This is a genomic window from Sphingobacterium sp. WM (assembly GCF_029542465.1).
GTDB lineage: Bacteria > Bacteroidota > Bacteroidia > Sphingobacteriales > Sphingobacteriaceae > Sphingobacterium > Sphingobacterium cellulitidis.
On record NZ_CP120709.1, the window covers coordinates 2,839,458 to 2,862,804 of the forward strand.

Annotated in this window: 23 protein-coding genes; 10 read left to right on the forward strand and 13 right to left on the reverse strand. The window is 37.9% G+C overall.

The window, feature by feature from the left end; genetic code table 11:
- Nucleotides 1-3: 3 nt before the first annotated feature.
- Complete coding sequence (locus tag PZ892_RS12130; protein WP_094255941.1) at nt 4-1,272, forward strand: aspartate kinase; 1,269 nt, start codon at nt 4-6, stop codon at nt 1,270-1,272.
- Complete coding sequence (locus PZ892_RS12135) at nt 1,265-2,449, forward strand: class I SAM-dependent methyltransferase (RefSeq protein WP_277711381.1); 1,185 nt, start codon at nt 1,265-1,267, stop codon at nt 2,447-2,449. Before PZ892_RS12130 ends, PZ892_RS12135 begins: the two co-directional genes overlap by 8 nt.
- 7 nt (nt 2,450-2,456) lie before the next feature.
- Here the strand turns inward: PZ892_RS12135 and PZ892_RS12140 are convergent, their stop codons facing one another.
- Genes PZ892_RS12140 through PZ892_RS12150 form a run of 3 tightly spaced genes read right to left on the reverse strand, consistent with a single transcriptional unit; the run spans nt 2,457 to nt 4,774 of the window.
- Nucleotides 2,457-3,929, reverse strand: a complete 1,473-nt coding sequence (locus PZ892_RS12140) for a hypothetical protein (RefSeq protein WP_277711382.1) — start codon at nt 3,927-3,929, stop codon at nt 2,457-2,459.
- 24 nt (nt 3,930-3,953) lie between these two features.
- Nucleotides 3,954-4,241 carry a hypothetical protein gene (locus tag PZ892_RS12145; RefSeq protein WP_094255944.1) on the reverse strand — a complete coding sequence of 96 codons (288 nt, stop codon included), beginning with the start codon at nt 4,239-4,241 and terminating at the stop codon, nt 3,954-3,956.
- Between the two features lie 23 nt (nt 4,242-4,264).
- On the reverse strand, nt 4,265-4,774 hold the full coding sequence (locus PZ892_RS12150; RefSeq protein WP_277711383.1) for a DinB family protein: 510 nt from the start codon (nt 4,772-4,774) through the stop codon (nt 4,265-4,267).
- 192 nt (nt 4,775-4,966) lie between these two features.
- On the opposite strand from PZ892_RS12150, the gene PZ892_RS12155 reads away from it, so the two are divergent.
- Nucleotides 4,967-6,115 carry a calcium:proton antiporter gene (locus tag PZ892_RS12155; RefSeq protein WP_094280019.1) on the forward strand — a complete coding sequence of 383 codons (1,149 nt, stop codon included), beginning with the start codon at nt 4,967-4,969 and terminating at the stop codon, nt 6,113-6,115.
- 171 nt (nt 6,116-6,286) lie between these two features.
- Here PZ892_RS12155 and PZ892_RS12160 read toward each other — a convergent pair whose 3' ends face one another.
- Nucleotides 6,287-6,553: a hypothetical protein gene (locus PZ892_RS12160; protein ID WP_094255947.1), complete on the reverse strand. Its 267-nt coding sequence runs from the start codon at nt 6,551-6,553 to the stop codon at nt 6,287-6,289.
- A gap of 123 nt (nt 6,554-6,676) precedes the next feature.
- Between PZ892_RS12160 and PZ892_RS12165 the strand changes: the two genes are divergently transcribed.
- The gene (locus PZ892_RS12165; RefSeq protein WP_094255948.1) at nt 6,677-7,384 is read left to right on the forward strand and encodes an acyl-ACP thioesterase domain-containing protein; all 708 of its coding nucleotides are present in this window, start codon (nt 6,677-6,679) and stop codon (nt 7,382-7,384) included.
- A gap of 84 nt (nt 7,385-7,468) precedes the next feature.
- Here PZ892_RS12165 and PZ892_RS12170 read toward each other — a convergent pair whose 3' ends face one another.
- The 9 genes from PZ892_RS12170 to PZ892_RS12210 all read right to left on the reverse strand — a co-directional run bounded on the left by PZ892_RS12170 (nt 7,469) and on the right by PZ892_RS12210 (nt 17,845).
- The gene (locus PZ892_RS12170; RefSeq protein WP_094255949.1) at nt 7,469-8,038 is read right to left on the reverse strand and encodes a gluconate 2-dehydrogenase subunit 3 family protein; all 570 of its coding nucleotides are present in this window, start codon (nt 8,036-8,038) and stop codon (nt 7,469-7,471) included.
- Nucleotides 8,039-8,048: 10 nt separating this feature from the next.
- A complete protein-coding gene (locus PZ892_RS12175) occupies nt 8,049-9,470 on the reverse strand; it encodes a Gfo/Idh/MocA family oxidoreductase (RefSeq protein WP_277711384.1) in 1,422 nt (473 codons plus the stop codon).
- 23 nt (nt 9,471-9,493) lie between these two features.
- Nucleotides 9,494-11,176: a GMC family oxidoreductase gene (locus PZ892_RS12180; RefSeq protein ID WP_094256264.1), complete on the reverse strand. Its 1,683-nt coding sequence runs from the start codon at nt 11,174-11,176 to the stop codon at nt 9,494-9,496.
- A gap of 20 nt (nt 11,177-11,196) precedes the next feature.
- The gene (locus tag PZ892_RS12185) at nt 11,197-12,447 is read right to left on the reverse strand and encodes a nucleoside permease (protein ID WP_277711385.1); all 1,251 of its coding nucleotides are present in this window, start codon (nt 12,445-12,447) and stop codon (nt 11,197-11,199) included.
- A 99-nt stretch (nt 12,448-12,546) separates the two neighbouring features.
- The gene (locus PZ892_RS12190; protein WP_094280017.1) at nt 12,547-13,473 is read right to left on the reverse strand and encodes a TIM barrel protein; all 927 of its coding nucleotides are present in this window, start codon (nt 13,471-13,473) and stop codon (nt 12,547-12,549) included.
- A gap of 13 nt (nt 13,474-13,486) precedes the next feature.
- Entirely contained in the window at nt 13,487-14,509 is a 1,023-nt protein-coding gene (locus tag PZ892_RS12195) for an FAD:protein FMN transferase (protein WP_277711386.1), read from the reverse strand.
- A gap of 2 nt (nt 14,510-14,511) precedes the next feature.
- A complete protein-coding gene (locus PZ892_RS12200) occupies nt 14,512-15,825 on the reverse strand; it encodes a Gfo/Idh/MocA family oxidoreductase (RefSeq protein WP_094255954.1) in 1,314 nt (437 codons plus the stop codon).
- Between the two features lie 39 nt (nt 15,826-15,864).
- Complete coding sequence (locus PZ892_RS12205) at nt 15,865-16,830, reverse strand: SUMF1/EgtB/PvdO family nonheme iron enzyme (protein ID WP_094255955.1); 966 nt, start codon at nt 16,828-16,830, stop codon at nt 15,865-15,867.
- Nucleotides 16,831-16,930: 100 nt separating this feature from the next.
- Nucleotides 16,931-17,845 carry an AEC family transporter gene (locus PZ892_RS12210; RefSeq protein WP_277711387.1) on the reverse strand — a complete coding sequence of 305 codons (915 nt, stop codon included), beginning with the start codon at nt 17,843-17,845 and terminating at the stop codon, nt 16,931-16,933.
- A gap of 114 nt (nt 17,846-17,959) precedes the next feature.
- Here PZ892_RS12210 and PZ892_RS12215 point away from each other — a divergent pair, with 114 nt between their 5' ends.
- The 6 genes from PZ892_RS12215 to PZ892_RS12240 all read left to right on the forward strand — a co-directional run bounded on the left by PZ892_RS12215 (nt 17,960) and on the right by PZ892_RS12240 (nt 23,246).
- Nucleotides 17,960-19,099 carry an acyloxyacyl hydrolase gene (locus tag PZ892_RS12215; protein ID WP_277711388.1) on the forward strand — a complete coding sequence of 380 codons (1,140 nt, stop codon included), beginning with the start codon at nt 17,960-17,962 and terminating at the stop codon, nt 19,097-19,099.
- A 55-nt stretch (nt 19,100-19,154) separates the two neighbouring features.
- Nucleotides 19,155-19,850: an SMUG2 DNA glycosylase family protein gene (locus tag PZ892_RS12220; protein WP_094255957.1), complete on the forward strand. Its 696-nt coding sequence runs from the start codon at nt 19,155-19,157 to the stop codon at nt 19,848-19,850.
- Nucleotides 19,837-20,364 carry a DUF488 domain-containing protein gene (locus PZ892_RS12225; protein ID WP_277711389.1) on the forward strand — a complete coding sequence of 176 codons (528 nt, stop codon included), beginning with the start codon at nt 19,837-19,839 and terminating at the stop codon, nt 20,362-20,364. Before PZ892_RS12220 ends, PZ892_RS12225 begins: the two co-directional genes overlap by 14 nt.
- Before the next feature lie 6 nt (nt 20,365-20,370).
- Nucleotides 20,371-20,583 carry a DUF2945 domain-containing protein gene (locus tag PZ892_RS12230; RefSeq protein ID WP_277711390.1) on the forward strand — a complete coding sequence of 71 codons (213 nt, stop codon included), beginning with the start codon at nt 20,371-20,373 and terminating at the stop codon, nt 20,581-20,583.
- A gap of 136 nt (nt 20,584-20,719) precedes the next feature.
- Nucleotides 20,720-21,991, forward strand: a complete 1,272-nt coding sequence (locus PZ892_RS12235) for a chloride channel protein (RefSeq protein WP_277711391.1) — start codon at nt 20,720-20,722, stop codon at nt 21,989-21,991.
- Between the two features lie 94 nt (nt 21,992-22,085).
- Nucleotides 22,086-23,246: a metallophosphoesterase gene (locus PZ892_RS12240; protein WP_277711392.1), complete on the forward strand. Its 1,161-nt coding sequence runs from the start codon at nt 22,086-22,088 to the stop codon at nt 23,244-23,246.
- The last annotated feature ends 101 nt before the right edge of the window (nt 23,247-23,347 follow it).

The window sequence follows — 23,347 nt, forward strand, 5'->3', positions numbered from 1 at the left end:
TAAATGCAGGTATATAAATTTGGCGGTGCCTCCGTTAAAAGTGCAGAAAACATTAAAAATGTAGTTTCAATCGTTGAAAAATATAAAGATTCATCCTTGTTAATCGTTGTTTCCGCAATCGGAAAAACAACTGATAAACTCGTGAAAATCACCGAAAGCTATATTAAACGCGATGGAGCCTGTTTTGACCTTCTTGAAAGCTTAAAACAAGAACATTTTAATATCCTGAATGAACTTTTCCCAGATCATAACCATCCGGTTTACAATGATATCGCCAATACTTTCGTTGAGATTGAATGGATCCTGGAAGAAGACCCACAAGATGAATATGATTACCTTTATGATCAAATCGTTTCCGTTGGTGAATTACTCGCTACAAAAATTGTAGCCGCATATTCTTCCTTCCAAGGATTGCCAACTCAATGGGTTGATGCACGCGACTATATCCTTACTGACAATACATACCGCGAAGGAAAAGTAGACTGGGAAAAAACTGAAGAAAAAATTAGAAAAGACTTACCATCCATCCTGGATGAATATATCGTTGTTACACAAGGCTTCATCGGCTCAACCTCTGAAAACTTTACAACAACCCTAGGTAGAGAAGGTTCTGACTACTCAGCTGCTATTTTTGCCGCTAGCTTAAATGCGGAAAATATTACCATCTGGAAAGACGTTCCGGGCGTATTAAATGCTGACCCTAAATGGTTCGATAAAACCGAACTTATCCCTGAACTTTCCTATACCGATGCCATTGAATTAACTTATTACGGTGCAACTGTTATCCACCCAAAAACAATAAAACCTCTTCAAAATAAAAAGATTACTTTAAATGTTCGTTCATTTATTAATCCTGAAGAACCGGGTACACAAATCAAAACAACCAACCAAACACTCCCTGTACCATCTTTTATCTTTAAAGTAAACCAGGTATTTATCAATATCCAACCTCGAGACTTTTCATTTATTGTAGAAGATAATCTGAGCCATATCTTTGATGCTTTCCATCAGAATAGAATCAAAATCAATATGATGCATAATTCCGCAATCAGCTTCTCGGTAAGTGTCGATGATACGGGTGAAAATGTCTTGAACCTCCTGGAACAACTCAAAAAAAGATATAAAGTTTCTGTGGCGGCTGGCCTTGAATTAATTACTATTCGATACTATAATCAACAAACTATCGACCGAGTATTGGTAAATAAAGAAATTATTCGCGAACTTAAGGATAGTTATACTTGCCAAATGCTTGTGAAAAACAAAGATGAATAAGCACATTTTAGAAAAGGATGTACAACAATTCATTAAGGCTAATCGTGAAAAGTCACCCACGGAAATAGCCTTGAAGAAAAGCCCTTTCCCTAATGTAAGCTCCGCAGAATTAGCATCGCAAATCGATGGTTGGCAACGTAGCGTCAAAAAATTGCCCACTTGGGCATACAGTGAAGGTATTTATTATCCCGACAAAATCAATCTCGAACAATGTTCCTCCGAACATACTGCCCTGATCAAACAAACTTTAATCGCTAAAGGTAGTCGAGTAATTGATTTAACAGGTGGTTTTAGTGTGGATAGCTGCTACATTGCCCAAGAAGCCGATGAAGTTATTCACTGTGAACTCAATGAGAAATTATCTGAAATCGTTGCGTATAATGCTACCATCCTAAGAGTTCCTAATCTAATCTGCAAAGCAACCGATGGCATTGAACTTCTAAAACAGTCCGAAGATGATGCCTTCGATTATATTTATGTTGACCCCTCCAGAAGGGTAAACCAAGGAAAGGTTTTCTTATTGGAAGATTGTGAACCCAATATTGTAGCCAATCAGGAGCTCTTCTTTTCTAAAAGCAGGTACATAATAAGTAAGCTTTCCCCTTTATTGGATATTAGCACGGCATTGTCAAGCCTTAAACATGTTCGATATGTTTATGTCATCAGCTTGGATAATGATTGTAAGGAATTGCTATTCATTCAAGAGCGAGGATTTGAAGGTGAGACTAAAATTCACGCAATTCGCTTATTTGCAGACCAAATTCAAACTTTCGAATTTACCTATGATGCGGAACGATCGGCCATGAGTCGTTTCTCCGAACCTCAGGATTATCTCTACGATGCCGATGTTGCCATCACTAAAGCTGGTGCCTTCAAAAGCATAGGAAAAGCATTTGGACTCAGCAAGATCCACCAACATTCGCATTTATATACTTCCGAAAACTTCTTCCCTGAATTTCCAGGAAGAGTTTTTCAAATCCAACAGGTACTGCCCTATTCTGCTTTGAAAAAGAATAACCCCTTTGTTCAAGCCAATATTGCAACCCGCAATTTCCCAGATAAGGTCGATCTGATCCGAAAAAAACACAAAATCAAAGATGGTGGTAAAACCTACCTGTTCTTTACAACAGATAGTAATAACCAATTGATTGTTATTGATTGTATCCGAATCAGATAAATCCCCCCTATTTCTTATACTCACTCAAGCCTATTCGCTGAGCATTTGTATTTCCAGGCTGACCTATATAGTCCGGTAATTTTGGATTCTTTGGATCATTATCCGGCTTACAATCATCTCCCCTTAATTTACAGATGGAATAGAAAAAGAAATCATTGAGCATTTGAAAATGCTCCTTCAACCATTTGCTCTGTCCTTTCTTATCAATCGGATTGGTTGCAACTTGGATAGCCTTATTGACCCTTTCATTTTGATAAGCTTCCCTCAGGTATTTATCCAAATTCTCAGGTGGATTCTCATCAATATTAAAATCATCATAGATATCCATGAGGTCCTTGGTCCTATCATAAACATTTTTCAGTTTTTGAAAAGAATCCTTCGCTTCTTTATAAGAAATCTCATTGGAATTAAGCACTGAACCATCAAAATCATAAACCTTGCCGCTCTCGATGTATTGATTAATCGCATCTAGTGTAAAATCAAAATATTTTTGGTTGGATTCAACGGTTTGGGTCTCCATTCCTGGAGATTCCAAGGTATAGCTCTCTATTTGTTGAACATGACCTTTATATTCCCCAATTTCAATAGGTTTACCCGCATCTTTATAATTAACCGTTACTTTATATCCTTCATGCGAATAACTTGAAATCCTATTCTGGCTATCGTAGGCAACAGTAGCCTCCAATGGACGGTATAAGGTTACATCCGTTGTGGAATAGCTCTGCGGATTTACTTTCATAAAGTAACCACTCTCCAAATAAGACCATTTTCCGGGATCAATCATCACGCTACCAACACCTATAGCAGGAACACCGGTCTTTACAGCAAGATCCTCCAACTTCGCAAAGTTCATCTGCGCAGATTGCATTTCATTCCGTAAGGAAGCATAGGTATTCAATAAACTCTTCACATCTGACGGAAGATTTTGTTCGACGATATTCTTTACATTAATTTCCATCAAAGCCATATCTTTTACTGAAATCAAAGGCTTTACTCGGACCTGAAAATCAGTCGGATAAGCCGAAAACTTCGTTCCTGCTTCAATACCCCAAATTAAGGTTTGAACATCTGATTGACTGATATCCGGATGTTCTACAGACTTTTCCAAAATTGAAGTAATCAACTTTTTCTGTGAACCTTCAAAGTTCGCAACCTGATACCCTGATCCTTTCGAAGGACCATAGGTTCCTGCATGCAGGCAATACGAACGTAAGGTGGTTTTATAATAGCCTGGTTTTAATGAAAAGGTCGAAATTGTATCTGCTGTGCGATTTGCTAAGAAATCATCCATCCAATAAATCCCTGTTAGGGTATCTTTCAACGATGTACTGACAGCCTTACCTGGCTCCCATGATAATGACTTACTTAAACTCTTAGCCCCTTTTTTTACCTTGTTAAATAGCCCATCCAAATCTTGAGCATGGGTCATCTGATTTGTGAACAAACCCAAAGCAATAACAGCTGCCAACTTTTTTACCATAGTGAAGTGTGATCTTTGTGTTCACTAAAATAAACAATCTAACCAAACTATTGATGGTTGCTCCATTAAGTTTTTATCCCGACTTTCCTGAAAGTTCAGAAAAACCCGATTCCCTAATAATTCCTGCTGGATTTGCTCATCCTGATACTCCGACAAATGAACAAACCTCTTACTCTCCTTTTCCTGAAAAACCGAATATCTAAACCTCCTTTGATCCAATTCCTTAAAAGCTTTTAAAAACTCCTTAATCCGAACCTTGTTCTCTTCCTCGTATTCTGGAAACACTGAATATTCTACTTTTACTGCAAACATATTTCTAATTTTTTATGTCCTTATCAAACCCATTCGCCTGGCTTATTCTCATCAATCCACCATGGAAATCCAGTAATTCCCTTTAATTTCAATCGTTCAATCAACTGGGCTGTATGGTGCTGAATATGTCTGATCGTATTAAGATGAAGTTCTAACCGACTATAGGGATACCATTCAAAACCAGAGTCTGCTTCCAAAGGCAATTGCTTAATTGAATTTTCTAAGTTTTGTTCAACTTCTTGGATAAATTCCAATACTTCTTGCTTAGAATTAATCCCTAGCACCTCAACTTCTGCATTTTCCCATTCCTTAGCACCCCCCAAACTTTCAGCCCCTTCAATCGCCCCAGAAAATGCCACATAGGTTTCGTAACTTGCTGATAGATACAATTTAGCACTCCAAATCGTATGATAAATCAATTGCCAATTTGGATTGTTATACTCTTTAGTATCCCATTCAGATTCTGGAACCTTCTCCGTGACTTCACGTAACATTCCTAGAACAGCTCGATATTGGGAAATTAGGATCTTCATAATACTTGTTTGTTCCATGATTTAAAAATTGATATTAACAAAAGTATAACAATCAATGACAGGAGATTGTCAGTAGATTCTTCTAACTTTTTTAACTTATGTAAAAAACTATGGGGTTTAAATTGTGGAGATTTGCATGGTCAAAAAAAATAATACAAGTCATAACAAATACTTAAAAAAGGAGATGATTTTATGAACAATATTTTAACAAAAAACAGCATTATACGTTTAATCCTAATCTGGTTAATGGTTTTCTTGTTCATGTTTTTTGGAAAAAGTATTGAAGGCCTGTATGGCAATAACATTCTAGCCATCGGAATTTTCATCCTAGTATTATTCACTATTATTGGTGCTGCATTCGGAGTCGTAAAAGAAGCCGATGAATTAGCTCATAAACTTGGTGAACCCTATGGTACATTAATTCTAACCCTATCCATCGTTTCCATTGAAGTTATATTGATTGTAGCCATGATGTTTGGACCGGAGGATAATCCTACAATCGGAAAGGATTCCATCTTTTCGGTCATGATGATTATTATGAACCTGGTTCTGGGTTTATGTATCCTTTTTGGAGGGTTAAAATATGGTGAACAGGAATACAATTCACAAGGAACTATTACCTACCTCTCCATGATTATCATGCTGGGTGGAATTTCAATGATGTTACCCAACTTTATGGAAGGTAAAGGAAATGGTGAATTTACAAGCATTCAAGCCGGAAGTATTTCTGGACTTGTCATACTGCTCTACGGATTCTTTTTAGCATTCCAAATGAAAGGCTATAAACACTTATATATCCAACCCGCAGCAGGATCTATGGAAATCCCATTTAGCCAAAGAAATCAATCACAAAATACCGCTGAAGAGCATCATGCTAGCATCAGCAAAAAAGAGATTCTTTTAAGAACCCTGCTTTTGTTGGCAATGATTCTACCGATTGTATTATTATCACACAATCTGGCAACCTTGGTCGATTATGGAATCAAAGAACTGAATCTACCTCCATTATTGGGTGGTGTATTGATCGCTATTATCGTCTTTACCCCCGAATCAATGACAGCTGTTAAAGCAGCAATGAATAATGAATTCCAAAGGGCAATCAATCTTTGTCACGGTGCATTTGTTTCAACCGTTGGATTAACTGTTCCAGCAGTATTAATCATTGGTCTAATCGCCAATAAAACCGTCTTATTCGGGTTAACAGCTACAGAAACTATCCTATTCGTGATTACTTTAATTCTGAGTATGCTTTCATTCTCCGGAAGAAAAACAGTTCCATTCGTGGGAATCATGCACTTGGTCTTATTTGCCGTATTCGTAATCCTAATTTTTATCCCTTAAAAACAAGATCCTTATTAAGTAATAGTATAGAATTGGAGGGAATGACTGTATCCCGAAAATATACAGCCCCCTCCTTTCCTATCAAAAAAAAGCTTCCTATCGTTGATAAGAAGCTTTTTTGTTTCAATTTTAAATAGAAAATAACCTGAATTCTAAATCCAGTTATTGATGTTAATATTCGATTTCTATAAGTGCTTTTAAAGGAATAAGAATCCCGTGTTTTATTTGAATGTATTTATCAGTAAGGGACCATACGGTAGTTTCAATTCGTTTCGGACCGTCCTCTGTATTGAAAACTATAGTCGTCTTGGATTTGAATTCGTTGCCCAAACGAACTGCTCCCTGTAGTTTGTTCGTAAATTGTGTTGTTTTATCAGTTTCGGCGGGGATAATTCTAAATTTATCTACGTCTTCTTTTTCAATTAATGTTCCTGTCATTCGTCAATCAATTAAGAGGTTTAAAAGGTTAACGTTAATTTAGACAATAATGTATATTTCAGCAAGATTTTAGCACAGAATATTAAATTAGTTACATTTGCAATAGATTCAGAAAATATATTAATGGGCATATTTGAAAAGGAATGGACATTGAATTTTACGCAATGTTATCCGAACGGGCAGTTGAAATACAGTGAATTAAATAATATCCTACAAATTACAGCAAGTGAACATGCAGAAAATCTCGGCTTCGGATATAAAGCTATGGTTAATGCCAGCCAATCTTGGGTGCTTAGCCGAATGTTGATCGAAATCGATAATTTACCTCGATATACACAAAGTATCACTGTCAGGACTTGGATCCAAGACTTTACTGGTAGCCGCTCCATCCGGAACTTCGAAGTATGGCTCGATGACCAGGTTTTGGTTCGCGCTAGTAGCCTTTGGGTTGTTTTTAATATCAAAACTCGCCGTGCAGATATTTTTGCCCTGAGCACCGACCATATGGAGTTCTTTAGAGATAAAACTTCCACCAAAAACCTCGTCGAAAAAATTGATGGTAATGTCGATTTCCAACTCCTCAACAATTACAAGGTCAAACTTTCGGATCTGGATATCGTTTACCATGCTAATAATGTTAAATACATGGAATGGTGCTTCGATGCGATGGAACCTGAAAGAATCTTGAATGGAACCATCCATAATTTGGAAATGAACTTTCTAAAAGAATTGAATTATGCCGATGAAGTCACCATTATGAAAAGTGATAACTCCGTATTTTCTATTCAAAAAGATGGCAGAACGCATTTCCTAATGCGAATATCTGAATAGACTTAAAATTATTTAATACGTAATAAACAACATAAAAAAATCCCCCGAAAATTTTCGGGGGATTTTTTTATACATCGTTTGGAACTAAAGAGCCCAAGCCTTATCTCCTTTTTTGTAAGGATAGTTACCATCGAATTTCCCAGGAATCTTCACATAGCGAAGTGCCTGTTTCATACCTACCTCAGAAGTAAAGAATCCGGTTAAAGTCAATTGCTTTAACATCGTGAAGAAGTGATTTGCATCCTCCTCTTTTTTATTACTTTGATATTCTTTCGCTTCTTTATCGTAGTTATTTACGAATTGTAATTTCTCCTCTGCTGAAAGTTCCGCAAATCCTTTTTTGAATTCTTTCTGCGAACGATCATCTACTCCATTCAACCCTTCTAAAAAGGCTTTTTGATCCTTCTCCTCATAGCAGTCACGGATCATAACTGGAATAAATTGTCCAACTCCTGCTTCCTTAGCACCTGGAGTCGAAGTTTTTGGAAGAATAGCTTCGGCTAATTCACCTAAAAAATCAGGTGTATCACCTTCGAATAAAGATGCAACTTCTTTCGAAGCCGGTCTGGTACATCCTTGTAAAAACAAGTTCGCACCGATTACTGTACCACCAACGATGAATGCTACGTTTTTTAATGCCTCTCTTCTATTCATTGTTCTTTAATTAAAGTGTGTATTTAACATCCCAACCTTGACGGTAGTTACGTTTTACGAATTGGTTTACAATGTCAAAGTTTGTTACTTTCATCTGATCATTATCCCATAATAACTTCAAGTTACGTCCTGGATAACCGCCATCAACTCTTAAGTCTGCACCACGAATTGCTAAATTAGCCATTAATAACGCTTCTGTTAATGGTCCGGATATTTCAAATGGAGCACTTACTTCCTTCTTGCCATAGCCTGCGATACAAGCCTCAACCCATTGTGCATAGTGACCACCTGCACCACCCGGTACACGCTCATATTTCAACGCTAGATTCTCTTTTCTCGAAGTAGGTAATAAACGAGCATTGTCACCATAGGTGTCTGCAAGAATCTTTCCTTTATCTCCAATTAATAAGATCCCGTTTCCTCCATCTCCAAATACTTCATTTGGACCTAATTCCTCTGGACGTGCTGGTTGAATACCTCCATCCATCCAGTGTAAAGTTACTGGGCCTGTTGTTCTTTTTGCTTTCGGGAAAGTCATCGTAGCATGGCTCGATGGAGGACAGCTCTCAGGGAAATATCCACGCTTGAACTCATCTACATAAACGGATCCTACTGATGCTTGTACATCTTGAACGTAGGACAATCCTAAAACACTAAAAGGAACTTCTAATAAGTGACATCCCATGTCTCCTAGTGCTCCAGTACCATAATCCCACCAACCTCTCCAGTTGAATGGAACTAATTTATCCACAAAATCTTTCTGTGGAGCAGTACCTAACCATAGATCCCAGTTTAACTCCGAAGGAACATTAGCCTTTTGCGTTGGCCATGAAATCCCTTGTGGCCATACTGGACGGTCAGTCCAACAGTAAACCGTATGAACATTCCCAATCAATCCAGCCTCGTACCACTCACGAGCTTGTCTTGGACCATCATTCGACGCTCCTTGGTTACCCATTTGCGTCACTACTTTATATTTCTTCGCAGCCTCAGTTAATACCCTAGCTTCCCAAACATCATGTGCCAAGGGCTTCTGAACATAAACGTGCTTGCCTAACTGCATTGCAGCTAATGCCTGTATAGCGTGGTTATGGTCAGGTGTGGACACAGAAACAGCATCAATATTCTTGTGCTCTTTGTCCAACATCTCACGATAATCTTTATAATATTTTGCTTTTGGAAAACGCTTTCTAGATGTTGCAGCACGACGGTCATCGACATCACATAAAAATCCGATATCTGCTTTTCCTGACTGATGGAATGAATTGATGTCACTCTCCCCTTTTCCACCAACACCAATACCGGCTACAACTAATTTATCACTTGGAGCAGTAAAACCAGTACCACCTAAAACATGTCTAGGTACAATGCTGATACCAGCAGCTGCTATCGCGGAATTCTTAATAAATTCTCTTCTTGAATTATTATTCATAATACTATCTTGGGTTTAGTTTGTTATAAATTTCCTTTCTTAAGCTCACTAACCGCGAAATCTACCGCACGAGCTGTCATAGCCATATAAGTCAACGATGGATTTACACAACCTGCAGAGGTCATCATCGCACCATCTGTAACAAATACATTCGTAGCATCCCACACCTGGTTATTACCGTTCAATACCGAAGTCTTAGGATCTCTACCCATTCTCGCAGTTCCCATTTCGTGGATACCCATACCGAAATTATAACCACTATCATATGTATTCACATCCTTAACCCCAATCTTCTCAAGCATCTCCTTCATCTCCTCCGTCATATCCTTACGCATCTTCTGCTCGTTATCCTTGATCTCCATGTCCATTGACAATACTGGTAATCCCCATTTGTCTTTCACATTCTTATCTAGTGAAATCTTATTCTCATGGTATGGTAGGATCTCTCCAAAGGCTGTAAAGCCAACACTCCAGTTTCCTGGCTCACACATCGCATCTTTCCATGCTCCACCGACTTGCATCTCTGCAATCTCGCCAGACCATCGACCACGACTTCCTGAACCCTGATATCCAAATCCACGTACATAATCACGCTTCTTGGTATCACTCGGAATATTTACAAAACGAGGAACATATAAGCCCGTCGGACGTCTTCCAAAGAAGTACTTATCCTCATAACCCTCTACTCGACCTCCTGCTCCTAAACGGAAATGGTGATCCATAGCATTGTGACCCAACTCACCACTGCTACTTCCTAATCCACCTTCCCAAACATCTGTCGCTGAATTCATTAAAACCCATGTAGAGTTAAATGCTGAAGCACAAACAAAAATTACCTTCGCAAAGAATTCGTAAGTCTTGTTAGTTTCCGCATCAACAATCTCAACTCCCTTCGCTTTCTTCGTATCTTTATCATAGATAATTTTCGTTACGATTGAAAAAGGTCTCAAGGTTAAATTTCCAGTCTTCATCGCTGGTGGCAAGGTGGAGGATTGGGTACTAAAATAACCCCCAAAATTACATCCTAACCAACATTGATTCTGATATTGACAGTTAATACGCCCTGTATGCGGCTTGGTAATATTAGCTGTACGTCCCATGATAAAGTGACGTGAACCACCATATTCTTTCTTCAAACGCTCAGCTAAATCTTTCTCAACAATATTGAAATCCATTGCCGGCATGAAGTCTCCATCTGGAAGTACATCCAAACCATCACGGTTACCAGAAATACCAGCCCATTTCTCAGCATAACTATACCAAGGAGCGATATCTTTATAACGAATCGGCCAATCTACACCATGACCGTCTTTTAGGTTTGCTTCAAAATCCAAATCCCCTAAACGGTAGCTTTGACGACCCCACATTAACGAACGACCGCCAACATGATACCCTCTAAACCAGTCAAATCGCTTGACCTCCGTATAAGGACTCTCTTTCTCATTAACCCAAAAATCTAAGTTTTTCTCATTTAATGGGTAATCACGTTTTAATACCGGATAATCCTTCTCCATCTCCACGGTTCTGCCACCTCTATGCGGATATTCCCAGGTGTCTTTGTTGGCATGATAATCTTTTACGTGCTCTACATTGCGACCACGCTCCAACATAATTGTTTTTAAACCCTTCTCAGTAAGTTCTTTGGCTGCCCAACCTCCACTGATTCCGGATCCAATAACAATTGCATCATATACATTATTTTCCACCATTATCTTTTAAATTTTAATTAGTTTTCTACTTGTGTTTGAATAGTCTCCTTCTTGAAAAATACCAAGAAGATGATCATCACCACAAAGGCAATAACCGCTGGAACTATCCATAAATTATTCCAGAACAAGGCTAAATCGCTGTCTTTGATCGAAACGTACATATCACTTACATAACCTGCTACCCAGAATCCAATCAATTGACCTACTCCATAAGTCGCTAAGGTAATCAATCCTTGTGCAGCACTCTTGTTATCCTTTCCTGCTTTCGAATCCGTATAAATTTGGCCTGAAACAAAAAAGAAATCATAACAGATACCGTGCAAGGCTATCCCCAACAATAACATGAAGGTCAATTCTCCCGCATTACCATAAGCAAAGAGTACATAACGTAATACCCATGCTAACATCCCCAATAAAATGGTATTCTTAAAACCAAAACGTGTGAAGAATACTGGTAATAATAACAGACATAAAGCCTCTGAAATCTGTCCAATAGTCATCTTACCAGTCGCATTTGCCAAGCCTATTTCTGTTAAAAATGGATTCGCATATTGATAATAAAACGCTAAAGGAATACAAATTAATATCGAGCAAATAAAGAAAACCAAGAAATTACGGTCCTTCAATAATTTGATCGCATCTAATCCTAAAATCTTTGAAATACTTTCCTTCTCGCCTGAATTCCTATCCTTAATCGGAGGGGTCTTAGGTAGTAAAAAGGAAAATGCCGCCAATACAACGGAAGCAATAGCAGACATCAAGAATGTATTCTTTAAGAAACCTTCTTGAAGCCCTTCAGGACTATCCCATTTAAATAAGTAACTAATGGATAAACCAGCTACGATCCAACCAATGGTACCCCAAATTCGAATAAATGAAAATTCCTTCTCCGGATTTTTCATCTGTCTGAATGATACGGAATTGACCAATGACAGAGTTGGCATATACAAGATCATATAACCTAATACATACGGAAAGAATGATCCAATGGAATCACTCTGATAAAGTTGATACATCAAAAATGCACCAGCAATATGTAAAACACCGAGAATTCTTTCGGCATTAAAATATCGGTCTGCAATCATACCGATAATAAATGGAGCAATAATTGCCCCCCACGATTGTGTCGAGAAAACGTTTGAAATCTCTAAGCCTGAGGCTTTTAAGTTGTTTCCTAAAAATGTTCCGAGCGTAACGAACCAAGCTCCCCAAATAAAAAATTCGAGGAACATCATGAAAGAGAGTTTAAATTTAATTGATGAAGACATTCTTTAAGGTTTACTAAAATCTTGAATTTAAAGATAGAGATAATATGCTAATTACAAAATTTAATAACGAATTTGTTTCAATACTAAATCCCTTTAGCATTAGAAGGAATCCACTTCCCTATAGGCCTTAACCAAGGCTTCTTCCCCTTCTTTTCCAGATTTTGACATCCCGTGCTCCATCCCTACAACTCCCTTATAACCCTTCTCGTACAACCACTTAAATAAGTTCTTATAATTAATCTCTCCAGTTGTTGGCTCCCTCCTGCCTGGATTATCTCCAACCTGGATATACGCAATCTCACTCCAACAATTTTCCATCATCTGGATGAGGTTACCCTCATTTTTCTGCATATGATATACATCATATAGAATCTTGCATGATGGACTATTTACTGCCTTACAGATTTCATAGGTCTGATCCGAAAATCGTAAGAATAAATCAGGTGTATCACTCAATGGCTCCAATACCATCGTAATACCATGAGGTTCAAATATTTCCGCCCCTCTTCTTAAACCTTCAACAACATTGCCTGTTTGTACTCCGATCGGTAGATTACGAACGTAATCTCCAGGAACTACAGTGACATGCTTTGCATTACAACGTTTTGCAATTTCTACAGATTCTTTACAGCCCTTAACGAATATGTCTATAAACTCTTGTTTTCCTGCAGCTAAGGAATTCGCACCATTCCCTCCTTTTGGAACCACAAAAACGCCCATAGTCATCCCTAATTTTGCCAATAGTTCTCCAACTTTCTTTTGCTCATCTGCTGAACGACCTGGCATCCCATTATCTTCAATACCGCGGAAACCCAGTTCATGCATGTATTTTATTTCATCCAAGAAATTCTTCCCAGCTGTAGCACTAAACATCCCTTGGTGTGGACCATAGTTTAACTTAAAAGGTTGATTGGCAGATTTCGAATCCATAGGGTTTGTTGATTGATCTTTAGCGGAAAGGCCATTTGAAAATAAAGACGCACCTACTAATAGGGAACTGTTTTTTAAAAAATCTGAACGTTTCATTTAGGTATAAGTTTTAATTTTTAAGTATTTTATCGGTTAGCAAATACTTCTGAAATCCAGAAGACTGAGCCTCTTTCACCTGCCCATCCTCCAAATACAGTAAATAAATATCAACTATATTTTTTGAATTCGCAAATGAAATTGCTTCATCTGGCTTCATCGCTATAAACACATTATCATATGCATCTGCCTCCATAGCGCTATTCGCTACAACCGTTACTGATATTGTCTGTGACTTAATCGGGCGACCCGTTTTAGGATCAATATGATGTGAAAACTTGTAATCTTTTACTTCACGAAACTTCTCATAACTACCTGAAGTAGTGACAGATTTGTTTCTTAACGCTAATATATGGTCGGAACCTCCAGAAGCTTGCTCCGGACGCTGAACCAAAACCTTGAAATTACTCTGATCTGGCTTTGACCCATGAGCTCGTATCTCCCCACCGACTTCTACAATGAAATTATCAATCTTTTGATCTAACAAATAATCATGTAAGACATCCACCGTATAGCCCTGCGCTATTCCATTTAAATCGACTTGAACTCCGCGAACTCTTTTTTTAAGTCGCTTTCCGGATAATTTCAATTTATCCATCCCTACAAATTTCAAAGTCTCCGCAACTTTACTTGAATCTGGTATATCAACTACCTTCTCTGGACCAAAACCCCATAAGCTTACCAACGGCATTACTGTGACGTCAAATAAACCCTTGGAATCTTTGTATACGCGAAATGATTCCTTCATAACAGTCCACATATGATAATCCAACTTCATCTTCATCAATTCAGGATCATTGAACTTCAAAATATTGGACCCTTTTTTATAAAGGGACATCGATTGATCGATAACTGCAAAAATACTGTCTATGGAAGATTGAGAGATGGAAGCACGCTCTGAATAATAGGTAAGCGTATAGGTTGTTCCTTGTGCTCTTCCGTATAATTCGTGTTTCTGTAAAGCAGAAATTGGTTGCTGTCCGTATGCACAGCAACCAATTAATATAAGGATGATAAAATTACAGAATTTTATCACTATTAAATGTATTTCTCAACATCATGCCCTGGTACTGCAACTGGATAGAATCCATCTTCATTTGGCAATACCTTAGGTTTTGCATCCCATGCAAATTGATCTGGCATCAAACTGATGTTCGATTGAATCGCCTCATCCCATTTGATTACCTTTCCAGTATAACATGCAATCCTTCCGATAATACCAGTCAAGGAACTGTAAGCACCGTACTCCGCATTATCAAATTTATATTCTCCTTTTGCAATCGCCTCAAATAATTCTTTATGCTCTTGCTGATATGGATTTGGATTCCCTTTTGGATCATGACGATAAATTTCTTTACCATCTGGACCATACAAAACAGCTTGATTACTAGCTGATAAATATACTCTACCTTTAGTAGCTTGGAAGGTCTCATCTACTCTGTTTGAAATCCCTTCGAAGTGACGACATTGGCTATATACTACCGATCCATCATCGTAAGTTAATTCCAAAGCAAAGTTATCATAGATCTCACCGTACTCTTTTCCGGTTCTATGTGCTCTACTTCCTGTTCCTTGAATCGACACTGGATATTTTTGTTTTACCCAGTTTGCAATATCAATATTATGGACGTGTTGCTCTACAATATGATCCCCACATAACCAGTTGAAGTAATACCAGTTTCTCATTTGGTATTCCATCTCTGTTTGATTAGGTTTACGAGGTCTTACCCAAACACCACCGCTATTCCAATAAACCTGACCGGAAACAACATCTCCGATAGCTCCATCGTGAATACGTTTGATAGCTTCTCTATAATTTGTCTGATAACGTCTTTGAAGACCTACCACAACGTTTAATTTCTTTTGCTTTGCAATCTTCGCTACTTCTAGCACCTTACGTACTCCTGGGATATCAGCAGCAACTGCTTTTTCCATAAAGACGTGCTTCCCTTGATTGATTGCTTCTTCGAAATGAAGTGGTCTAAATCCTGGAGGAGTGGTCAATAAAACCACATCAGCATCCTTGATTGCCGCCTTATAAGCATCAAAACCTACATATTTGCGACTATCTGGTACATCAATCTTATCTCCAAATTTCTCTTTTAAGGTATTATAAGTTGAATCTAGGTTATCTTTGAAGGCATCTGCCATCGCTACCAACTTGATGTTTTGACCTGATGCAAAGGCATCAAAGGTAGCTCCTGTACCACGACCACCACAGCCTATTAAGGCAATTTTTATAACATCAGATCCCGCTGCGAATACACTGCTTACTGAACTCCCGGTTAAGGCTGCAGCACCCACTAGGGCTGATGATGATTTAATAAAATCTCTTCGTTTTAAACTTTCCATGAAGTTAGATTTAAATTGAGTATTATCGGTTTATGTTAATTAAAAATCCTTGATTGGCGCCTTATCATAATACGCCATAATTTCCTCGTGACTCGGTTGTTTGACCGGACGAACTAAGCGCATCCCTACAAATGGCGCCTCTGGAAACCACCAGTTTGATTTTGGAATCTGTGGGTCCAATTGTTTCCATATTGGATCGGAGGCTCCTCTCGCTGCGGAACGCATATCCACGGCTGTACTCTCAAATGACCCCCCACGAACAACATGTGGATATAACTTCGTCGGTACATTAACCGGATTCTCCGTTACCTTACCCGCCAAAGTCTTGTAGAATTCAGCATCATATTGATCATAAGTCCACTCCGAAACATTCCCTAAGATATCATACAAACCCCAAGGGTTCGCTTTTTTACTCCCTACTTTCGCCGTTTTATTGGATGAATTATCCTTGAAAACCGCGTAATCAGCTAATTGACCAGCATCATCTCCAAAGAAATACTCTGTATTGGAGCCTGCCCTAGCTGCATATTCCCACTCGGCCTCCGTCGGTAAACGGTAGAAAACCCCAGTCCTAACATATAACCACTTACAAAATTGAATAGCATTATAATGGGTCATGGCTAAAGCTGGTTGACCATCCTTGCCATAACCAAAAGTCATATCCAAATATGGTTTTGTAGGTCGGGTAACTGCATCTACTTCAGCAGAAACTTTGCCATCGGTAGATTTGGTAATTTCGTAATCTTTATATAAAAATGGCTCAAAAAGATTCCAGGTAACTTCATAGGTCCCCATCCAAAACGGATCTAGCTTTACCTTATGAACTGGCTTCTCATCTGCATTGGAAGATTTTGAACTCCCCATCTCAAATTCACCGCCTGGAATGGCTTCCATTGTGAATTCTAAACTTGTCCCTTCAATTTTTTGTGTATAACGCTCATGCTTTTCTTGAGCATTAGACACTTGTATCCCTGCCAATAAGGCAAAGAATAAAACTCTCTTCATAAATAACTATAGTATATTAAAACCTAAAAACAATTAGTATTTTCTTGAATATATTGCAATAAAGATAAGCAATTCTGTAAATAATTTAATAACATTTAGGTTACATTAAAAATGTACTAAGTATAAAATACCAAAAATATGTGCTCAATAAGCCCAAGGGAATACTTAATCCGATGACACTATTCCCTACTTTGGAGTTCAACTTGAATTGGCTCAATATGATACTGGTAGCGACCAAACTTGGCATTGCCATCTCAAATATCGAAACCTGAACAATCTCCCCGTTTAAACCCATACTCCATGCTATCAGAAAAATTACGGCCGGTGCTAATAGTAATTTATAAATCAAAGCATAAGTAATATTGGGGATTTCACTTTTTACGATTCCGAAATTCAATTGAAGCCCTATAGAAAATAGCGCTAAGGGTGAAACTGTAGAGCCTAAAATCTTAAAAAAATCATCTAAACTACTCAAGTCAATAAACCTTGCCAAAGTAATAGCAAGTAAACAACCGATTAATGGTGGAAAGGTAAATACCCGTTTTAAAATAAATTTGATATCCACCGTATTCTTTTTCTTTAAACTACCCTTCATCGCGACAACCACTCCAACCGTAGATAATAAGAAAAAGGTCATCTGATCACTTACAATTCCAATTGGAAGTGCCTCAACCCCAAAATAGGCCGTGATTAATGGAAATCCTACGAAGGATGTATTGCTCAGTCCGGCAATCAACATCAAAGTATGTGAGGTCCGCTTGGAAATATTCGTAAACCGCTCAATAATATAGAAAAGAATGATAGAACCTGTTAATACCAATATTGGCCCCAACATGGTAAATAGTAATCTATTATCCCAATTTAACTTGGGTAAATAATTAAAGGAGATAGCTGGCAATCCGAAATATAAAACCCACGCATTTAAGGCTTTATATCCATCTTTTGCAACCCAATTAAATTTCCTACTAATTACTCCAGCGGACAGACAAAAAATAATAAGGATAAAGTTTGACACGGCATTTATTTTTTTCAGCAGTCAGAATTGAAACAAAAATGACACTGAACACGTTTTAAGCCCTAAAGTTATTACTATTTTTGTCGATTAAGTAAAATCCATAATTATTATTCTGTGAGCAAGAGCACTATTCTATTTTTATTTATTCTGTCCCCTTTTCTAGCTGTTAGTCAGATATCTCAAATTACAAAGGAAATTAAAAAAAGCCCCCTAATCTTTGAACTTGAAACTGAAAACGGTGGTATTCTTGCTCAAAAAGGTTTAAAATCAAGCACCTATGAAGGCGCTTATTACAATGGATTAAACTTTAAAATCGGTTGGAAACAACGTGCTAAAAAAGATCAATATTATCAAATATACAATTATCCTATTTACGGTATCGGCCTATATTCCAGCACTTTCAATACCGATATCTTAGGTAGTCCTTTCGCTATCTATGGATTTGTACAAACACCAATTGCTCCAAAAGAGGATAGTCGTTGGAGTTATGATTACCGGATTGGACTTGGTCTATCTGGTAACTTTAAGCCCTACAATGAAAATGAAAACCCATTGAACCTGGTGATTGGCTCTAAAAACAATGTTTTTATTGATTTGGGAATAAGGACCCAATACAAGATTAACCCACATTGGAAAGCTGGTGTAGGACTTGCATTCCATCATTTTTCTAATGGAGCCCTGAGACTCCCTAACAAAGGGGTAAACCTCGTACCTGTCACCGTATCAGTCAATTATCAAATCAACCCTGAAATAAAAATCAACAAAGATTCCGTACTAAAGCCATATTCTAAGAAAATCCTTTACCATCTTAATTATGGCGTTGGCTTCAAGCAGCTGAAAGATGATTCAGATGAAAGATTCTTTAAATCTACCTTAAGCGCATATGCCAGCAAACATGTGTCCTATAAATGGAGATTAGGAGCTGGATTTGACTTATTCTATTCTTCCTCAGGTAATGATGCTGAAATCGCTGGTGACAAGTCCGGAGAACTGGGATCCAAACTTTCTGGAGGCCCGGCATTCTATATTGCACATATCCTCAATGAAAGACTCGTCCTGAACGGAAATGTTGGATATTATCTCCATAATCAACGCTTCAATGGTGAAATCAGAAGAGTATTCCTTAGGGCCGGAGCAAGATATTACGTCTATAAAAATATCAACGCAGGAGTATCCATCAAAGCCCACATGGGGAAAGCTGATTTTATCGAATGGACAGTAGGTTATACTTTCAACAGAGATCAATCGAATTAAAGCTGCCTTTTTCGTACCTTTATTGAAGCAATAGGAAACCTAATCCATTTGTAAAATGAATTTTGCAGATAGAGTAATTGACTTCAATCGAAATCTTCAATACACTGGCAAATTACCGGAAGGCTATTTTGTGTTGAACCCCTTCATGGATAACCCCGAAACAATGAAGGTGATGCGGCAATTCTATGAACAATTCTATTCCGACAATGATACTCGAAAATTCTTGATCGGAATAAACCCAAGTAGACATGGTGCTGGTGTCACTGGTGTGCCTTTTACGGATACCAAAAGACTCGATTCTGTATGTGGAATCAAAATGACCTCTGCCAGAACTCATGAAATCTCCTCCGTTTTTATCTATGACATGATTCAGGAATTTGGCGGTGCAGAAGCATTCTACAAAAACTTTTATATCAACTCCCCTTTTCCCCTGGCCATAATTCGTGAGGTAAAACCTGGTCAATTTTTGAATGCGAATTATTACGACGACCCAAAATTATTCCTTGCTGTCAAAGACTTTATGATCGATTCCCTAAAAAACCATATTTCCATGGGTCTTGACCAAGATGAAGCATTTATTTTAGGAAAGAAGAATGCGCTATTTATCCAAAAACTAAATAATGAAGCTCAATTGTTCAAAAAATTGACAGTTCTGGAACACCCTCGCTTTATACAACAATATAAATCCAAGGAGAAAGATCAATACATAAACAAGTATTTATTGGCATTTAACCAAGATGGAACAAAATAGAATTATTTACAGCATAGGTCATTCGACTCATCCCATTCAGGAATTCCTTGACATGCTAAATTCCTTTGACATCAAACTACTTGTCGACATCAGAAGACATCCCGGATCTAGGAAATACCCGCAATTTAATCAAGATGAACTCCGGTCTTATTTAGAAAACAACGGAATTGCTTACCAATACCTGGAAGCATTGGGCGGACGAAGACCGACTCATAAGGATAGCCATAACAGCGCTTGGAAAAATGAATCCTTTAGGGGTTATGCCGATTATATGGAAACAGATGGCTTTGTTCAAGGAATCCAAGAACTGGAAAACCTGGCAACAGAAAGAAAAACCGCTTTTATGTGTTCAGAAGCTGTTTGGTGGCGATGTCATCGATCCCTGGTCTCCGATTATTTAAAGTTTAAAGGTTGGAAAGTATGGCATATTATGGGTATCGGAAAAGCTCAGGAACATCCTTATACTTCTGTAGCAAAAATTACGGATTCAGGTTTGACCTATTCAGGAAATTAATAAATCATGAAAACAAAATTTAAAATTGGCGATCATGTTAGCTGGAATTCAGAATCAGGTCGCGTATCAGGAACTATTATCAAAATCCATATCGCTGATTTTGATTACAAAGGCTATACTCATCGCGCTAGCCCCGATGACCCTCAATATGAAATAAAAAGCAGTAAAACCGATCATATCGCCGCTCATAAAGAAAAAGCTCTCACTTTAATCAAATAAAAAAAAATGTAACATTCTGCTTTACAATTCCCTGAGATACTCCAAAACACTTAAATTTGCCGCAATCGCGCTTTAATAATCACATTAAAATCAACTTCATTTTTCTGATTATTAAGTTTCATTCCCCCTATCCAATATGAATAGAAAGAAAGTTATTCATCACAATTATTTAAAACTCTTCGCCATCTCCATGATCGTTGGTCTATTGAGTTCCTTGTTAGCTATTTCTTTACGATTTATCACAGAGAAAACTGAACATCATATGCTTTCTTTCGTCTCTGAAACTAATCCCTACCTCTTTATTATCTTACCATCAATCGGTATTACCATGATTTACTTTTTGAGAAAGTATGTCTTCCATGGCAAGAAAAATAAAGGAATGACCGAAATCTATAAAACCTTAGATCTCCGAAAAGACCATTTACCATTATTTAAAATTCCATCCCACTTTATCAATGGTTTTTTAACTGTTATTTTTGGCGGATCTACTGGCATCGAAGTGTCCACTGTGGTATCAACCGCAACCATTGGAAACGAAGTCTACAAGAAAAACTTCTCCGCCAAACTTTATAAAAGGGAGTTGATTTGTGCCGCTTCCGCTGCTGGAGTTGCCATTCTTTTCTCCAGCCCCTTAGCAGGATTACTTTTTGGAATCGAAGCTATTAGTCGGAAATTTAAACCTACCATATTGATTAGCTGTTTGGCATCAACCTTAATCGCAGCATTATTTATTTACGGATTAGGAAATGAGAGAGTTATCCCAACCCACATCATCGATTGGAAATGGCAATCCACACCTTTCTTCTTTGTCCTCAGTTTACTTGCAGGTCTATTCGCCGTTGGTTTTACGCTAATGATGATCCGAATCAAAACCTTCTTTGGAAATATTAACAACAATTTTATTCGAGTAAACCTAGGTGCCATTACCGTTGGATTAATAATCTTCTTTTTCCCAGTCTTATTTGGCGATAGCTATCATGGTCTAAATGAGGTTCTGCATGCCGAATCCAATTCCATCGGCTATCTGCTCCTTTTGGTTCTCCTAAAACCATTGGCCTCTTCATTAACCTTAGGTGCTGGTGGAGATGGCGGTGTATTTGCACCAAGTATAATAGTAGGTGCTTTCTTAGGGTTGTTAATGGCTATTTTCTGTCAGACTGTATTACATATGGAGGTAAGCCCCATTAACTTCGCTTTGATTGGTGCCGGCTCCATGCTTTCTGCCGCTATCTATGCCCCATTTACTTCTATTTTCCTGATTTGTAATATCGTCCCTAATGGGTACAGCTTGATTATCCCTTTAATTGTATGTTGCCTGTTATCAAAATACTTCGCCAATAAATTATTGCCTTACAATGTGTACACCTATGATATGTATAAGGAAAAAATGAGAAATTCAATCGCGTAAGGATTCGTAATATTTTCATTGACAAATTGTTTAGGTATAGGGAGTTTCTTAAATTGCTTCAATTAATCAAACACCTAAACAATTTATCATACCCATGAAAAGGTCTCTTCTCGTTTTATTTGCTCTGTGCATTTATTTTTGCAAACCGGTACTGGCGCAAGAAAAAATCACTATCAGTCATTTACCCTTTATTCAAGCTCTAACTGACTCAACTGTTTCCATTATCTGGACCAGCAATAAAAATGCTATTGGCTGGGTTGAACTCGCCCCTGACGATCAAACCCATTTCTACCAATCCGAAAGACCCAAAATATTCTCCGGAAAATATGGCTTCAAGAATGTAGGAACGGTACACCAGGTTGACCTTTCTGGTCTAAAGCCCGGAACAAAATATCGCTATAGGGTATATAATCAAGAAGTCCTGAAACATGAAGGTACAAAAGTGCAATACGGTGAATATGCTGCAACAAACGTATATAAGCAACAACCCTTAACATTTTCAACGCCTGGACCTAAATCATCTGTTGCATTCGCTGTGATCAATGATATTCATGGAAAGAATGATGTCATGACAAACCTAATCAAGCAGGTGGATCTAAAAAACACGGATTTCATTGTTTTCAATGGGGATATGGTTGACAACCTATTGAGTGAAGAACAGATGTACCAAGGCTTTATGGATACGGCAATACAGCTGTTTGCTAGTGAAAAACCAATGTATTATTCAAGAGGGAACCATGAAACTAGAGGTCCTTTCGCTGTACAATACCCAAAATATTTCCCTACCAGTTCAGGTGAGCTATATTATATGTTCAATCAAGGAGATGCTTGTTTTATTGTCTTGGATTGTGGAGAAGATAAACCGGATTCAGACATTGAATATAGTGGAATTGTGGATATGGACGCATACCGAACTGAGCAAGCCAAATGGCTGGAAAAAGCTGTCCAAAACCCAGCTTACAAAAACGCAAAGTACAAAATCATTATCTGCCATATCCCACCCGTATTAGGCTGGCATGGAATGGAAGATATTCGTAATAAATTTGTTCCTATATTAAATAAAGCAGGAGCTCAAATTATGCTGAGTGGGCATATGCATAGACATGAAATCCTTAAGGCTGATCAAACCGTAAATTTCCCAGTCATCATTAACTCAAACGTCAATATCATCAAAGCCAACCTTGACGAAAAACAAGGATCCTTCAAGATCTATTCCCAAGATGGAAAACTGGTTGACGAAGTAACCATCAAATAGAACATGTCTTCAGACATTTTCTATTTGATGCAAATGATAAAAGTATTAAAACGGTCAACTCTATTTAGGGATGGACAGCCTTACTATCTCACATCTCAAAT

Excerpts from the sequence above, each read along its gene's own strand:
- PZ892_RS12200 (WP_094255954.1), bottom strand. The coding sequence starts at position 15,825 with ATGGAAAGTTTAAAACGAAGAGATTTTATTAAATCATCATCAGCCCTA.
- PZ892_RS12235 (WP_277711391.1), top strand. The coding sequence starts at position 20,720 with ATGAATAGAAAGAAAGTTATTCATCACAATTATTTAAAACTCTTCGCC.
- PZ892_RS12190 (WP_094280017.1), bottom strand. The coding sequence starts at position 13,473 with ATGAAACGTTCAGATTTTTTAAAAAACAGTTCCCTATTAGTAGGTGCG.
- PZ892_RS12155 (WP_094280019.1), top strand. The coding sequence starts at position 4,967 with ATGAACAATATTTTAACAAAAAACAGCATTATACGTTTAATCCTAATC.
- PZ892_RS12205 (WP_094255955.1), bottom strand. The coding sequence starts at position 16,830 with ATGAAGAGAGTTTTATTCTTTGCCTTATTGGCAGGGATACAAGTGTCT.
- PZ892_RS12225 (WP_277711389.1), top strand. The coding sequence starts at position 19,837 with ATGGAACAAAATAGAATTATTTACAGCATAGGTCATTCGACTCATCCC.
- PZ892_RS12240 (WP_277711392.1), top strand. The coding sequence starts at position 22,086 with ATGAAAAGGTCTCTTCTCGTTTTATTTGCTCTGTGCATTTATTTTTGC.
- PZ892_RS12145 (WP_094255944.1), bottom strand. The coding sequence starts at position 4,241 with ATGTTTGCAGTAAAAGTAGAATATTCAGTGTTTCCAGAATACGAGGAA.
- PZ892_RS12170 (WP_094255949.1), bottom strand. The coding sequence starts at position 8,038 with ATGAATAGAAGAGAGGCATTAAAAAACGTAGCATTCATCGTTGGTGGT.
- PZ892_RS12175 (WP_277711384.1), bottom strand. The coding sequence starts at position 9,470 with ATGAATAATAATTCAAGAAGAGAATTTATTAAGAATTCCGCGATAGCA.
- PZ892_RS12160 (WP_094255947.1), bottom strand. The coding sequence starts at position 6,553 with ATGACAGGAACATTAATTGAAAAAGAAGACGTAGATAAATTTAGAATT.
- PZ892_RS12135 (WP_277711381.1), top strand. The coding sequence starts at position 1,265 with ATGAATAAGCACATTTTAGAAAAGGATGTACAACAATTCATTAAGGCT.
- PZ892_RS12165 (WP_094255948.1), top strand. The coding sequence starts at position 6,677 with ATGGGCATATTTGAAAAGGAATGGACATTGAATTTTACGCAATGTTAT.
- PZ892_RS12140 (WP_277711382.1), bottom strand. The coding sequence starts at position 3,929 with ATGGTAAAAAAGTTGGCAGCTGTTATTGCTTTGGGTTTGTTCACAAAT.
- PZ892_RS12230 (WP_277711390.1), top strand. The coding sequence starts at position 20,371 with ATGAAAACAAAATTTAAAATTGGCGATCATGTTAGCTGGAATTCAGAA.
- PZ892_RS12185 (WP_277711385.1), bottom strand. The coding sequence starts at position 12,447 with ATGTCTTCATCAATTAAATTTAAACTCTCTTTCATGATGTTCCTCGAA.
- PZ892_RS12220 (WP_094255957.1), top strand. The coding sequence starts at position 19,155 with ATGAATTTTGCAGATAGAGTAATTGACTTCAATCGAAATCTTCAATAC.
- PZ892_RS12150 (WP_277711383.1), bottom strand. The coding sequence starts at position 4,774 with ATGAAGATCCTAATTTCCCAATATCGAGCTGTTCTAGGAATGTTACGT.
- PZ892_RS12130 (WP_094255941.1), top strand. The coding sequence starts at position 4 with ATGCAGGTATATAAATTTGGCGGTGCCTCCGTTAAAAGTGCAGAAAAC.